The 12,955-nt window shown below is 63.7% G+C and carries 18 protein-coding genes; 12 read left to right on the top strand and 6 right to left on the bottom strand.

Going from position 1 to position 12,955, the window contains the following annotated elements:
* Positions 1-2: 2 nt before the first annotated feature.
* The 3 genes from Har1129_RS01280 to Har1129_RS01270 are packed head-to-tail and all read right to left on the bottom strand — an operon-like array spanning position 3 to position 2,547.
* Positions 3-1,184: a redox-regulated ATPase YchF gene (locus Har1129_RS01280; protein WP_151099003.1), complete on the bottom strand. Its 1,182-nt coding sequence runs from the start codon at positions 1,182-1,184 to the stop codon at positions 3-5.
* Between the two features lie 47 nt (positions 1,185-1,231).
* The gene (locus Har1129_RS01275) at positions 1,232-2,341 is read right to left on the bottom strand and encodes a Gfo/Idh/MocA family protein (protein WP_151099002.1); all 1,110 of its coding nucleotides are present in this window, start codon (positions 2,339-2,341) and stop codon (positions 1,232-1,234) included.
* Positions 2,338-2,547, bottom strand: a complete 210-nt coding sequence (locus tag Har1129_RS01270; RefSeq protein WP_151099001.1) for a hypothetical protein — start codon at positions 2,545-2,547, stop codon at positions 2,338-2,340. The genes Har1129_RS01275 and Har1129_RS01270 overlap by 4 nt, the downstream gene beginning before the upstream one ends.
* Before the next feature lie 102 nt (positions 2,548-2,649).
* Here Har1129_RS01270 and Har1129_RS01265 point away from each other — a divergent pair, with 102 nt between their 5' ends.
* Positions 2,650-3,030: a cyclic nucleotide-binding/CBS domain-containing protein gene (locus tag Har1129_RS01265; RefSeq protein ID WP_053968484.1), complete on the top strand. Its 381-nt coding sequence runs from the start codon at positions 2,650-2,652 to the stop codon at positions 3,028-3,030.
* A gap of 23 nt (positions 3,031-3,053) precedes the next feature.
* Here the strand turns inward: Har1129_RS01265 and Har1129_RS01260 are convergent, their stop codons facing one another.
* The 3 genes from Har1129_RS01260 to Har1129_RS01250 all read right to left on the bottom strand — a co-directional run bounded on the left by Har1129_RS01260 (position 3,054) and on the right by Har1129_RS01250 (position 5,299).
* On the bottom strand, positions 3,054-3,767 hold the full coding sequence (locus Har1129_RS01260) for a TIGR00266 family protein (RefSeq protein ID WP_151099000.1): 714 nt from the start codon (positions 3,765-3,767) through the stop codon (positions 3,054-3,056).
* 187 nt (positions 3,768-3,954) lie between these two features.
* Positions 3,955-4,230: a hypothetical protein gene (locus Har1129_RS01255; protein ID WP_151098999.1), complete on the bottom strand. Its 276-nt coding sequence runs from the start codon at positions 4,228-4,230 to the stop codon at positions 3,955-3,957.
* Between the two features lie 100 nt (positions 4,231-4,330).
* Positions 4,331-5,299, bottom strand: a complete 969-nt coding sequence (locus Har1129_RS01250) for a sugar phosphate isomerase/epimerase (protein WP_151098998.1) — start codon at positions 5,297-5,299, stop codon at positions 4,331-4,333.
* Between the two features lie 144 nt (positions 5,300-5,443).
* Here Har1129_RS01250 and Har1129_RS01245 point away from each other — a divergent pair, with 144 nt between their 5' ends.
* The 11 genes from Har1129_RS01245 to Har1129_RS01195 all read left to right on the top strand — a co-directional run bounded on the left by Har1129_RS01245 (position 5,444) and on the right by Har1129_RS01195 (position 12,621).
* Complete coding sequence (locus Har1129_RS01245; protein ID WP_151098997.1) at positions 5,444-6,316, top strand: 3-hydroxyacyl-CoA dehydrogenase family protein; 873 nt, start codon at positions 5,444-5,446, stop codon at positions 6,314-6,316.
* Positions 6,313-6,912: a DUF2391 domain-containing protein gene (locus Har1129_RS01240; RefSeq protein ID WP_151098996.1), complete on the top strand. Its 600-nt coding sequence runs from the start codon at positions 6,313-6,315 to the stop codon at positions 6,910-6,912. The genes Har1129_RS01245 and Har1129_RS01240 overlap by 4 nt, the downstream gene beginning before the upstream one ends.
* A 72-nt stretch (positions 6,913-6,984) precedes the next feature.
* Positions 6,985-7,164 carry an HVO_2753 family zinc finger protein gene (locus Har1129_RS01235; RefSeq protein ID WP_004516620.1) on the top strand — a complete coding sequence of 60 codons (180 nt, stop codon included), beginning with the start codon at positions 6,985-6,987 and terminating at the stop codon, positions 7,162-7,164.
* Between the two features lie 2 nt (positions 7,165-7,166).
* Positions 7,167-7,433, top strand: a complete 267-nt coding sequence (locus Har1129_RS01230; RefSeq protein ID WP_004593354.1) for an elongation factor 1-beta — start codon at positions 7,167-7,169, stop codon at positions 7,431-7,433.
* Positions 7,434-7,546: 113 nt separating this feature from the next.
* Positions 7,547-7,837, top strand: coding sequence for a 50S ribosomal protein L21e (locus Har1129_RS01225; RefSeq protein WP_151098995.1), 291 nt, complete (start codon positions 7,547-7,549; stop codon positions 7,835-7,837).
* Positions 7,834-8,190 carry an RNA polymerase Rpb4 family protein gene (locus Har1129_RS01220; RefSeq protein WP_151098994.1) on the top strand — a complete coding sequence of 119 codons (357 nt, stop codon included), beginning with the start codon at positions 7,834-7,836 and terminating at the stop codon, positions 8,188-8,190. Before Har1129_RS01225 ends, Har1129_RS01220 begins: the two co-directional genes overlap by 4 nt.
* Positions 8,191-8,359: 169 nt before the next feature.
* Complete coding sequence (locus Har1129_RS01215; RefSeq protein ID WP_049919706.1) at positions 8,360-8,932, top strand: DUF655 domain-containing protein; 573 nt, start codon at positions 8,360-8,362, stop codon at positions 8,930-8,932.
* A gap of 81 nt (positions 8,933-9,013) precedes the next feature.
* Entirely contained in the window at positions 9,014-9,871 is an 858-nt protein-coding gene (locus tag Har1129_RS01210) for a 16S ribosomal RNA methyltransferase A (protein ID WP_151098993.1), read from the top strand.
* Position 9,872: 1 nt separating this feature from the next.
* Entirely contained in the window at positions 9,873-10,484 is a 612-nt protein-coding gene (locus Har1129_RS01205) for a HemK2/MTQ2 family protein methyltransferase (RefSeq protein WP_151098992.1), read from the top strand.
* Between the two features lie 62 nt (positions 10,485-10,546).
* On the top strand, positions 10,547-11,545 hold the full coding sequence (locus Har1129_RS01200; protein WP_151098991.1) for a 5-methyltetrahydropteroyltriglutamate--homocysteine methyltransferase: 999 nt from the start codon (positions 10,547-10,549) through the stop codon (positions 11,543-11,545).
* A gap of 2 nt (positions 11,546-11,547) precedes the next feature.
* On the top strand, positions 11,548-12,621 hold the full coding sequence (locus Har1129_RS01195) for a methionine synthase (RefSeq protein WP_151098990.1): 1,074 nt from the start codon (positions 11,548-11,550) through the stop codon (positions 12,619-12,621).
* The last annotated feature ends 334 nt before the right edge of the window (positions 12,622-12,955 follow it).

Below are 12,955 nucleotides of genomic sequence, written 5' to 3'. Positions count from 1 at the left end.
CGTCAGTTCGCGTCGCTGACGATTTTGATGACCGACCCTTCTTCGAGTTCCGTTTCGTCGCTGATACGGCGGTTCTCGCGGGCGTCGACGGCGTGGATGTAGCCGTCGCCGATATCCGAGTGGACGGCGTAGGCGAGGTCCTTGGGCGTCGCGCCGCGGCGCAGCAAGAACGCGTCGGGGAGGACGTTCTCCTGCCCGTCAGTCCAGTGCGTTTCGTTCTGGACAGGGTAGGCCGTCAGGTGGTCCAGCAGGTCGTAGACGGCGGTATCCAGCGCACCCTGAACGCCGGTACCACCGTACTCCCCCATGATGCCGCGGATGCGGTTCAGTCCTTCGCGTTGCTGGTCGCTCACGTCGCCGACGATATCGAAGTCCGGGTCGCCGGGGTCGTAGTCGATGACGCCGGCCTCCGCGGCGTTGCGCAGGGCGAGTTCGCCGTCGGCCGTCGCGGAGACGACCACGTCGGCAGCCTCCTGCAGGGCCTCGATATTCTCTTCCGGCGCGATGTCGGCCTTGTTCGCGACGACGACGAGTGGTTTCGTTCGCTGACGGATCTCCGTCGCCAGCGCCTCGCGGTGCTCGTCGGACCATGCAATGGGGTCCTCGGGGTACTCCAAGTCCCGCAGCGTCCGCGCCACGTCGAGTTCCGAGGCTCCGACGCCGGCCAGCATATCGACGAGCGACTCATCGAGCTTGAAATCCGGCGAGCGGGACTGCCGTTCGATGGACTCCCAGTTGCGCTCGACGATGCTGGCGAGCCACAGGTCCATCTCCTCCTCGATAAAGTGAACGTCCTCGACAGGGTCGTGCTCGCCGACCTCGACGGGTTCGCCCTCGGCGTCGGTCCCGCCGGAGGCGTCGACGACGTTGAGGATGACATCGGCCGTCGATAGCTCGTCGAGGAACTGGTTCCCGAGACCGCGCCCCTCGTGTGCGCCGGGAACCAGACCGGCCACGTCGATGAGTTCCACCGGGACGTAGCGCTTCCCGTCCCGGCAGTTGTCGTCGCCACAGCGCTCCTCTCGGTCGAGACAGGGGCACTCCGTTCGGACGTGGCTGACGCCGCGGTTGGCGTCGATGGTCGTGAACGGGTAGTTCCCGACGTCGACGTCGGCCATCGTCGCCGCCTTGTAGAAAGTAGACTTGCCGGCGTTCGGTTTGCCGGCCAGTGCGATAGATATCATGCCACCAGCTACCAGTGGCCGCCGAAAGGGGGTTTCGGTTCGCGGCCTTAGAGGCTGACCCACTCGCCGCGTTCGTCGCTCCGTTCGATGGCGTCGAGGACACGCTGTGCGGCGAGTCCGTCAGCGAAGGACGGCTCTTGTTCGCCACCCTCGGCGACGGCCGAGAGGAACTCGTAGTTCTCGTGGACGAACGTGTGCTCCCAGCCGATGACGTGGCCCGGGGGCCACCAGTGGTCGACGTACGGGTCGTCGGCGTCCGTGACGAGCACCTGCTGGAAGCCCCGGTCGCCTTCGGTGAGCACCTGCAGCTCGTTCAGGCGTTCGAGGTCGAACTTCACCGCGCCCTTCGACCCTTCGATTTCGATGGTGTGGGCGTTCTTGTGGCCGTTGGCGACGCGGGAGGCCTCCAGCGTTCCCATTGCGCCGTTTTCGAACTCGATCTGAGCGCTGTAGGCGTCGTCGACGGTCACCGGGCGCGTGTCCTCGCTCCCCTCCACTGGGCGCTCCTCGGTGAATGTCCGGAGGTGGCCGCTCACGTCAGTTATCTCCCCGGCGGCGTCGCCGAGTAGGAACCGCGCCAGATCAACCGTGTGCGAACCGAGGTCGCCCAGTGCCCCGCTGCCAGCCATCTCCGCGTCGTTGCGCCAAGACCACGGCGCGTCGGGGTCGACCAGCCAGTCTTGGAGGTACTGGCCGCGGAAGTGGTGAATTTCGCCGAGCTCCCCGTCGTCGATGAGTCCCTTCGCGTACTGGATCGCCGGGACGAAACGGTAATTGAACGCCGCGCCAGCGGGCACGCCAGCGTCGGCGGCGGCCTGAGCCATTTCCTCGGCCGTGTCGAGCGTGGGCGCAAGCGGTTTCTCACAGAACGTCGGCGTGCCGGCCGCAAGCGCCGCGATGGACGGCTCGGCGTGGACGTGGTTCGGGCCGAGGTTGTAGAACACGTCCACCTCGTCGACGATGTCCTGCCAGTCCGTCGCGGTCCGGTCGAAGCCGAACTGGTCGGCTGCCTCGGCCAGCGCGTCCTCGTCGCGCCCGACGAGCACGTCTTTGTTGACAGCCGGTGCTTCGGGGAAGAACATGGGCAGGCGGTCCAGTGCGTTCGCGTGGGCTTTGCCCATGAAGCGGTAGCCGAGCATGCCGATGTCAAGGGTCATGCCTTCACCTCAGTTGTACCGCGAGTGAGCGAAGCGAACGAGCGGCCTTTTTCGCCACCGAAAGACTCGCGTCGCTCCTCTTTCGAGCCTTGCTTCGCTCCGCTCAGCAAGACCGCGTTTTTGCCGCGAGTGGTGGCCGAAGGCCACCCGAGCGGGAAAAAGGTGGCCGTGAACCGATAGCCGAGCATCCCAACATCCAGTGTCATATGCGCCTGTTCACTCGGGGCCGAAATAACGCTCGGGGTGACGGCAGAGCGACGGACCCCACCGAGGGAAAAGACAAAACCGGATGCGCGCGTTGCTCCGCCATGGCCACTGAAACCACCGTCCGCATCGAGGACATCATGTCGACGCCGTTAGAGACGATTTCCGCCGACGAAACCGTCAAAGCGGCCGCGACGCAGATGCAAGCGCAGAACATCAACGGTATCTTCGTTCCGGGGGCGCAGGCGGGTATCATCACGACCACCGATATTGTCGACGCCGTCGCGGCCGGGAAGGATCTCTCGTCAGCGACTGTGGGCGACGTGATGACCTCGCCGGTCGAGCGGGTGACGACCTCGCTCGAACTGGGCGAGGCCGCCGCGATGATGACGACCTACGACATCAAACACCTCCCGGTCATCGACGAGCATCAGGACTACGTCGGCATGGTGTCCTCGACGGATATCACGCAAGCGCTCTCCTAAAACGGATATTCTCCGGCGGCTATTCAGATGAAGTCGTCCAGACCGGACGCGTCGCCGTCGTTGTCACCCGTTCCGGGCAACGCATCAGCGATAGCCGATGTGAACGAGTCGAGACCGCGCGTCTGATACCAGACCGTTCCGGGACCGGTGAAGTCCATCACGAGGCCCTCGCCGCTGAGTAGCGTCGACTTGAGGCCGCCAACACGGTGGGCGTCAAACTTGACTGACTCCTCCCAAGCGACGACGTGGTCGTTGTCGATTGTGTAGGACTCGCCGGCGTCGAGCTCGACAGTTTCCAGCCCGCCGAAGGCCTCGATGAGGACGTTCCCGGTCCCTTTCAGCGCCAACGGCGTGATGCTCGCGCCGGCCAGTAGCGACTTGACACCGCCGAACTCCGAGTCGATATCGATGTCGGGGTCGGACGCGAGGAAGGCCCCGTCGACGGCGTACAGCGTCTCACCGGTGAGTTCGTGATGATGCACGTCGCCGGGCGTCGGCGGCGCGAGGGTGACAGTGCCGGAGCCACCTTGGGCCGTGAACTCGTTTGCGAGCAGCGACTCGCCGCCGAGCATCGATTTGGCGGAGCTGAGGAGGCCGTCTCGGCTGGTCGTCGTTTCGATTTCGATGGTTGGCGAGTGGCTGACCATCGCGCCGGGTTCGGCGAGTATCGATTCGCCGCTGTCGAGGTCGGCGCGGACGTGCGTGTACGAGGGCTTGTGTGTAAGTTCGATGTCCATCGGGTGTCACTGGATACGGTAATCCAGTCGTAGTATCTCACAGACAGTACTTAACAGTCGTTGTGAACATTCACGGCCAATAGCGCCTGTCCGATCAATGCGGCATGCATCTCTCGAATGGACAGCGATTCAAATCAGGTCTGACGGATCAGTCGAGACGGATATTCAGCTGGTGGATAAATATAGCTCAGTCTATTTCATGCGTGTCGTTCCCAGCGTTGATTCGATACGTGCCCTTGTCATCAAGAAATTCGACTTCTCCTTGGTCACGCAGACGCTGGAGCTGTTGTCGAATCTTCGCTCTCACATGATCGTTATCCGGAAACTGGGAAGAAAGCCGGTGCTCAGAGAACTCATAGAGCTCATCCAGAGTGAGCACGATTTCGTCGTACTGCTCTTCATACCGCTCCAGTTCCAACCGCACTGCATCAAGCCAATTAGGCTCGTCGTGTTCCTCACTCATTGGTTGTGATTCCTATCTCCTGTTCTATGATAAAGAAACCGCTCTCACAACGACGGGTAAGCATACGTGCCCGAAAGCGCCGCGCTATCGGCCGTATCGGTCACTCTGCCCAGTAGGCGTCGCCGGGCTGGGTCTCAAAGACAGCGCGGTCAAGCACGTCGACGGCCTTCTCCAGCCCCTCGCGGGCGCTGGTGAGCGAGTCCTCGTGTTCGATAGAGAGCGCGCCGTCGTAGCCGACCATCCGCAGCGTCGACACCACGTCCTTCCAGTGGGACTCCCCGTGGCCGTAGCCGATGGAGCGAAACAGCCACGACCGGTCCGCTTCGTCCGTATACGGCGCAGTGTCCAGCACGCCCTTCTCCCGAGCGTTCGACTCGTACACCTTCGTGTCCTTGGCGTGGAAGTGATGGATGGCGTCGTGTTCGCCGAGCAGGCGGATAGCCTCGGTCACGTCGATGCCCTGCCAGTACAGATGCGACGGGTCGAAGTTCGCGCCGATGCGGTCGTTCGTCCGCTGGCGCAGTTCGAGCAGACCGCGGGGTTCGTACACCAACATATTGGGATGCATTTCGATGGCGACATCCACATCGTGTGCGCCCGCGTGGGCCGCGAGGTCCGACCAGTACTCGTCGGCGACGCGCCACTGGTACTCGTGGGCGTCGGCGTGTTCGGTCGGCCACGGCGCGGTAATCCAGTTCGGAACTTCGTCGTCAGGACCGCCGGCGGGTAGGCCGGAAAAGCCCGTGACGGTGTTCACGTCGAGCTGGTCGGCCAGCCGAATCGCTTCCCGGAGTTCCCGGTCGGCCTCGGCGGCTCGCTCGTCGTCGGGATGGAGCGGATTATTATGGGTCGCTAGCGCGCTCACTCGGAGGTCGTGCTCGTCGAGAAGCGCCTCCAGCTCGGCCTGCTTCTCCTTGTTGTCGAGATACACCTGACGGTCGAGGTGGTCGTCGCCGGGGAAGCCGCCACACCCCAGCTCGACCGCATCGACGCCCAGATCGTCGAGGTACGCCAGTGCCTCATCGAGCGACTGTCCGCCGAGGGGAACGGTTAGTACACCGATGTCCATGGCCGGCGATACAACCGGTGCCGAAAAAAGCGTACTGCCGGGACCACAGGCCAGCTAGCCAGCTAACAAGCAGTACAGGCCGAAGACAAGGCTATGACAAACAGTGGCGTAAAGGATTAACCCCGGGAGCGCGGTGGTACTGTCATGATTGTGGCCGTACTCGGGACCGGGCAACGGGGGCGGGATATCGCACAGCGCTGTGTCCGCGCGGGCCACGCGGTGCGCCTTCGCGGGACGGACGCGACCGACGTGATGGACCGGGTTGACGATATCAGACGCGCGCTCAACGGGGACGTGTCGGCCGGTATCGACGGGACTACTGGACTCGAAAGCGCCGTCAGCGGCAGCGATATCGTCATCGACGCAACCGATGGTGGGACAGACGCCCATCGAGAGGTCGTCGCCGAAACGGAGACGATGGTCGAGGCGGAGACGCTGATTGCCGTCAGCGACACATCGCTGTCGGTGACTGCGGTGGCGACCGGACTGCGAAACCCCGGCCGGGCTGTCGGCCTCAACCTCGTTGACCCGCCGGATGGGGCTATCGCCGAGGTTGTCATCGCCGAGCAGACGACGGCGGCGACCCGCGATCGAGTCGCCGGCTTCGTCGAAAGTCTGGACGCGTCGCCGGTCATCGTCCGCGACACGCCGGGGTTTGCCGCGCTACGCCTCGAACTCGCGACCATCGCCGAAGCTGTTCGGATGGTGGAAGACGGCGTCGCCGGAGTTCGCGACATCGACCAGACGTTCGAGCGTGGTGATTCGAACCGCGACGGGCCGCTCGTCCGCGCCGACAGGCACGGGCTCGAAACGGTGCTGACGGCGCTCGAAAATCTCGCCGACCGGCTCGACGAGCGGTTCGAACCGCCAGCATTGCTCCGTCAGAAGGTCGACGACGGACAGCGAGGCGCTGTCGCTGGCGAGGGGTTCTACGTCTGGGAAAACGGCACCCCCACGACCGGTGCCGAACCGGACCCAGAAGTACCGACGCGAGACAGCGAATCTGACCGACGATGAGTGAAACTGATCGACCTCCGGTCGAGTTGGGCGACGAAGACGACGAGTTCGCGACGCTGTTCGACGAACTCGAAGAACTGGAGCAGCTCGTCGACTCCGAGGACGAGCGACAGCAGGTCCGGGACGCGATGCGTGCGGCCGCGGACTCCCAAGACCACGAGGCCGCGACCTTCGGCCGGGTCGTCTGGGGCTTCGGTCGGTCCGACCTCGCGGAGGCACTGCTTGGCTCACTGCTGTTCGGGATTCCGATGGCTGTCGAGGGCGGGACGGTCGACGCCGGCTTGCACATCGCCCAGCACCCGCTGTACCTTGCCGCGACAGTGGTCATCGCCATCGGGCTAGTCATCTCGATTCTATACGTTGCCGACTTTCAGGACGTTCGTGTGGCGAACCCGATTTTCGGACTCATCCCGCGGCGACTCGTCGGCGTCACCGGGACGGCACTCGTCGTCTCCGTCGCGCTGCTTACCGGCTGGGGGCTAGTCGAGTGGTCGTCTGACCCCGTAGTCGTCTACGAGTCTGCCTGCATCTGTGCCGTGGCGTTCGTCCCGATGGCAATCGGCGCTGCGCTCGGTGACATCCTGCCCGGGAACTAGGGCCATGGCAGTCCCTCGCGGTGGCGGTCGCGTTTGGCAATCGTTAAAAGCCGCGGTCGGATACGGAGTGGTATGAGCGAGAGCCAACAGAAACAGGCGCGCAAGTGCGTCTCGTGTGGCATCAACATCGCCGGCACGAACGCCGCTGCGTTCAAGTGCCCGGACTGTGGTCAGCAGATCTACCGCTGTGCCACCTGCCGCAAGCAGAGCAACCTCTACAAGTGCCCGGACTGCGGCTTCATGGGGCCATAACAATGGGGAAAGTAGCAGCCAAGATCAAGGTCATGCCGGAGAGCCCCGAAGTCGACCTCGACGACCTGCAGGAGCGTCTCGAGGGCGTGCTTCCGGAAGGAACGAAGATCAACGGGTTCGAGCGCGAGGACGTCGCCTTCGGCCTCGTCGCGCTGACGCCGACGGTCATCGTCCCTGACGACACTGGCGGCACGGAAGCCGTCGAAGAGGCCTTTGCGAACGTCGACGACGTCGAGTCGGTCTCCGTCGAGAGCACCGGTCGCCTGTAATCGACTCGCCGCTGTAGTTTTCCACTCGGGTCTGTAGCGACTGCAAGAGCGTGACCAGCGACGGTCGCGGAACGCACGTTTTATTAGGGCGACCGGATTAGCGAAGAGCAAGAATGCCTAGTTCAAACGGACCTCTCGAAGGAACACGAGGCAAGCTCAAGAACAAGCCCCGCGACCGCGGCACGTCGCCGCCCCAGCGCGCCGTCGAAGAGTTCGACAACGGCGAGAAAGTCCACCTCAAGATCGACCCGTCCGTGCCCAACGGCCGCTTCCACCCGCGGTTCGACGGCCAGACCGGAACCGTCGAAGGGACGCAGGGTGACGCGTACAAGGTCGACATTGTCGACGGTGGCAAGGAAAAGACCATCATCGTCACCGCTGCGCACCTGCGCCGGCAAGAATGACGATCTTCAAAGAAAAAGTCAGTGAGGAGTTCCTGACGGTCGCGGAGACCAAGGAGATACTCGAAGACCTCGAGATGGAGCGGGCAGCCGAGGAGGACCGCGAGATGCGCTACGAGCTCAAGCGAGCCATCGAGCACGTCAACCGGTTTGCCCTCCTCGACCCCGAGGAGTCGCTGCAACTGGTCGAAGAGCTCGAAGAACTCGAGAAGGTCGACACGCCGACGGCCTACAAGATCGCGAACCTCCGGCCGCTGGACCGCGACGAGCTCCGCGCCGTGTTCGCTCAGGAGCGGTACACGCTCGACGGCGACGAACTCGACGATATCATCAACATCGTCAAGCAGTACGCGTAACGACGCCGTCAGTTCGGCTGCCGCCGCTCTTCTCTGATTTCGACGACGACCAGCCACGCGGACAGTGGTCGCTTTCCACTGCCGTCGAACACAAAGACAGCGACGGCGCCCCGTGAAGCGGTTCGGGGTATCCACCGGCATTAAGTGTGCTGTGCTCGTACTGCCGGACATGACTGAATCGGAGAGCGGCGGCGACTCTATGATGGCGGCTGTCCTCGATGTCCTCCCACACGGGCGGCCCGGAGACGACCGGCCACAACACCAGAAGGAGCCGCTCGCGTACGCGCTCGATATCGACGAGTTCTACATCTACGAGCTGCAGCTCGACGACAAGGACGTTGACATCGCCTTCGGTGACCGCGTTGACCTGACGGAGTTCGGCCGCGTGACCGAAGTCGAGTTCGAGGATATCCCGAGCGGTGCCCGCTCGGAGCTCGACTACGCCGTCGAGGAGATTGTCGAAGCGAACGAACAGCGGTTCGTCGACTTCTACAACGACGCCCAACCGATCACGCTTCGGCTCCACCAGTTGAACCTCCTGCCGGGCATCGGGAAGAAGCTCCGGAACACGATTCTCGACGAGCGAAAGCGAAAGCCCTTCCAGAGCTTCGAAGACCTCGAAGAGCGCGTCAGCGGCCTCCACAGCCCCAAAGAGACGCTCGTCGAACGGATACTCGAAGAGCTACAGGACGACGACCTCAAATACCGGCTGTTCGTCCGGCGCGAGGAACAGTCCTCCTGAGACGGTCGGCTGCAATCAGCTGAACTTACAGCCACCAGTATAAGGCGACCCTTTTCTACCGCGACCCGCTACGGCTCGCTAATGACTACGACAGAGACAGGGACTCGGGACCCCGACGCGCTCGTCCGGCGGGCCGGCAAACGGGCCGACACCCGGCAGGACCAGCACTTCCTCGTCGACGACCGGGTACTGGACCGCATTCCGGAGTACGCAATAGATGCGGACGTTGACCTCTCGCACGTGCTGGAGATCGGTGCGGGCCCGGGCGCGCTGACGGACCGCCTGCTCGCGACGGCCGAGCGTGTGACCGCAATCGAACGCGACCCGGATTTCGCGGCCCATCTCCGCGAGGAGTTCGCTGACGAAATCGCAGCGGACCGCCTCACCGTTGTCGAGGGCGACGCGCTCGAAGTCGACTTACCCGAGTTCACCGCTAGCATCTCGAACTTACCGTACGGCGCGTCGTCGGAGATCGCCTTCCGGCTACTGCCGGAGCAGCGCCCACTCTTGTTGATGTTCCAGCAGGAGTTCGCCGAACGGATGGCCGCCGACCCGGCGACAGACGACTACGGCCGGCTGTCGGTCACGGCGGGCCACTACGCCGACGTAGAAGTGGTCGAGACAGTGCCGCCAGAAGCGTTCGACCCGCAACCGCGCGTCACGAGCGCGCTCGTCCGGACGACGCCGCGACAACCCGACTACACCGTTCCCAGCGACGACTTCTTCATGGACTTCCTGAAGGCGGTGTTCACCCAGCGCCGGAAGACGATGCGCAACGCCGTCCGCAACACGGCCCACATCTCCGGGCTGGGCGACCCTGACGCGGTGGTCGAGGCCGCCGACGAAGACCTCATGAGCGCCCGTGCCGGGAAGCTGACGCCGGCCGACTTCGCCACGCTGGCGACGCTCGCCTACGAGGTCGGCCAACCGGAGGCCTGAGATGGGTGAGGAGTCCGGTGAGCGAGAGGACACAGAGAACCGTCCATCGCTGGCCGATCAGCGCGGCGTCGAATCGGTGTACCAGCCCGCCGAGGACTCGGACCTGCTGGCCAGAACAGCCCGCGAGCGAGTGGACGCGGATGATACCGTTCTCGATGTGGGGACAGGCTCCGGCTACGTCGCCGCGACACTTGCAGACGCCGGTGCGCGGGCGGTCGGTGTCGACGTGAGTCCGCTGGCCTGCCGAGAGGCGGCCGACAACGGCGTCCCGGTCGTTCGCGGCGACCTCGTCGAGCCGTTCCGGGCAGACGCCTTCGACCTCGTGGCGTTCAATCCACCTTACTTGCCGACGCCACCCGAACAGGAGTGGGACGACTGGATGGAACACGCGCTGTCGGGCGGCGACGACGGCCGCCGACTCGTCGACCCGTTTCTCGAAACCGTCGAGCGCGTGCTGACCCCGAGCGGCGAGGCGCTCATGCTCGTCAGCAGTCTCACGGACCCGGAAGCAGTGCGAGCGTACGCGACCGAACACGGCCTAGCGAGCGAGCAGCTTGCGAGTGAGAAACACCCATACGAGGCGCTCGTCGTCTTGCGGTTCTACCGCGCTTGATTACCGACAAGCATTAAATCGAATAGGAAATATTAAAGCCCGTCATTTCCTACCCAACGGCAATGACACAGGTAATCGCCACGACCCCTGGGCTCTTTCCGCTTCCGGACTGGGCCAAAGACGAATTGGCAGATCTGAAAGGCCATCAGAAGACCGATCTCATCTCGGGCGACGAGTCCGGCGAGGTCGTCGCGGCCTACGACGAGGCACGCGAGGACGTCATCTCCATCCAGCAAGACGCCGGACTCGACCGCGTGGTCGAGGGCCAACTCCGCTGGGATGACATGCTCGCACACCCGCTTGCAGTCCACGACAGCGTGGAGACGAAAGGCATCGTCCGCTACTACGACAACAACAACTTCTACCGAGAGCCGGTCGTGCAAGGTGACCTCAGTGCTGACGGCGGCGACGTCGCCGCAGACCTCGGTGCCGCGGCCGACCTCGTCGACTCGGGGCTCCAGGCCGTCCTGCCTGGTCCCTACTCGCTCGCCGACCTCGCGACCGACGAGCACTACGGCGACGACGCCGAGTTCCTCGACGCCATCGCCGACTTCCTCGTCGAGGAAGTGAACGCCTTCCCCGAGGTCGAGACGCTGTTCCTGCTGGAACCGTCGCTGGTCGAGAACGCCCCCGCTGACGGCGAGGACGAACGCGCCGCCGCGGCAATCGATGCCGTCGCCTCGGCCGCCGACGCCGAGGTCGTCGCCCACACCTACTGGGGCGCAATCGAGGAGAAGGCCTACGCGCACCTGATGGACGCCGCCGTGGACGCCATCGGCTTCGACCTCGTTTCGAGCCACGACCAGACCGTCTACAACGTTCAGGAGTACGGCACGAAAGACGACGTGGCGCTTGGTGTCGTCGACGGCCAGAACACGCTCGTCGAGTCCCCAGAGACGATTCGGGACCGTATCGACTGGTTCGAACAGCAGACCAACACCGCCTACGACACCGTCTACGCGACGGCGAACACGGAAACGTTCTATCTCCCGGTGAACAAGTTCGAAGACAAACTCGAAGCGCTCGCGAACGCCGCTGATCTGGAGGCGGCGGAGGCATAACGATGACAGGACCACGAGATCAGTTCAAACCGGCGGACCACCCGAACGACCACTTCCTGCTGACGACCGTCGTCGGCTCCTACCCCAAGCCGAAGTGGCACGACCGGGCGCGGGAGCTGTTCGAGGACGAGGACGCCGACTTCGGCGAAGACGAGTGGGAAGAATCGAAAGACGACGCCTCGCGGCTCATCACCCACGAGCACGAGCGAGCGGGTCTCGACGTTATCTGTGACGGCGAGATGCGCCGCAACGAGATGGTGGAGTACTTCGCCCACCGCATCGACGGCTACGAGTTCAACGGCCGCGTGAAGGTGTGGGGCCACAACTACTTCGACAAGCCAAGCGTCGCCGACGAGGTCGAGTACGGCGAGCAGTGGCTCGTCGAGGAGTTCGAGTTCACCGACGAGGTCGCCGAGCGGCCGGTCAAAGTCCCGATTACGGGCCCGTACACGCTGGCGAACTGGTCGTTCAACGAAGTGTACGACAGCGAGGAGCAACTGGCCTACGAACTGGCCGACCTCGTCAACGAGGAAATCGAGGCGCTGGTCGAGGCCGGCGCTCGCTACATCCAAATCGACGAGCCGGCCCTCGCCACGACGCCGGACGACCACGCCATCGTCGGCGAGTGTCTGGAGCGCATCGTCGACGAGATCCCCGAAGACGTGCGCCTCGGCCTGCACGTCTGTTACGGCGACTACTCACGAATCTACCCCGAGATTCTCGACTACCCCGTCCACGAGTACGACCTCGAACTCGCTAACGGCGACTACGACCAGCTCGACGTGTTCAAAGAGCACGAGTTCACGAAGGACTTCGCGATGGGCGTGCTGGATGCACACACGGCAGAGGTCGAATCCGTCGAAGAGATCAAGCAGAACATCAAGAAAGGGCTGGAAGTCGTCCCGCCAGAACGACTCACCGTTTCCCCGGACTGTGGCGTGAAGCTCCTGCCCCGCGAGGTCGCCCGCGGCAAGATGGAGAATATGGTGCAGGCCGCTCGCGAAATCGAAGAAGAACTGGACGCTGGCGAGATTGATGTTGTTGCGAGTGGTGCGGAAGCGCACGCTGACGACTAGCGCGGTTTGAGCGACCAGCGGGAGCGAGAACCGCGGGATGTGAGCGGTGAACGGCGTGAGCCGCGAACCGCGAGGGCCGCGAACGCAGTGAACGGCCCTCGAAATAGCGTGCGGTAAAACCGCGAGCAGCGAGATCCCGAACGTGTGGGGGCTCTCGAATAGTCGAGTGGCGAACAGAGTGAGCCGCAAGACACCTATACTTCGATACCCGCTGCCGATTAGCGAGCGGCCGGTAGAACAAACGGGTTCGGTTACTCGTATTTTCGACATCGACCGACGCCAATTTCGGCAGCTATCGAATATTCTCGGGCGCATCTGTCCCTGAACCGGCAAG

The organism is Haloarcula sp. CBA1129, assembly GCF_008729015.1.
Lineage (GTDB): Archaea > Halobacteriota > Halobacteria > Halobacteriales > Haloarculaceae > Haloarcula.
This window is presented reverse-complemented; position numbering and strand designations above follow the sequence as displayed.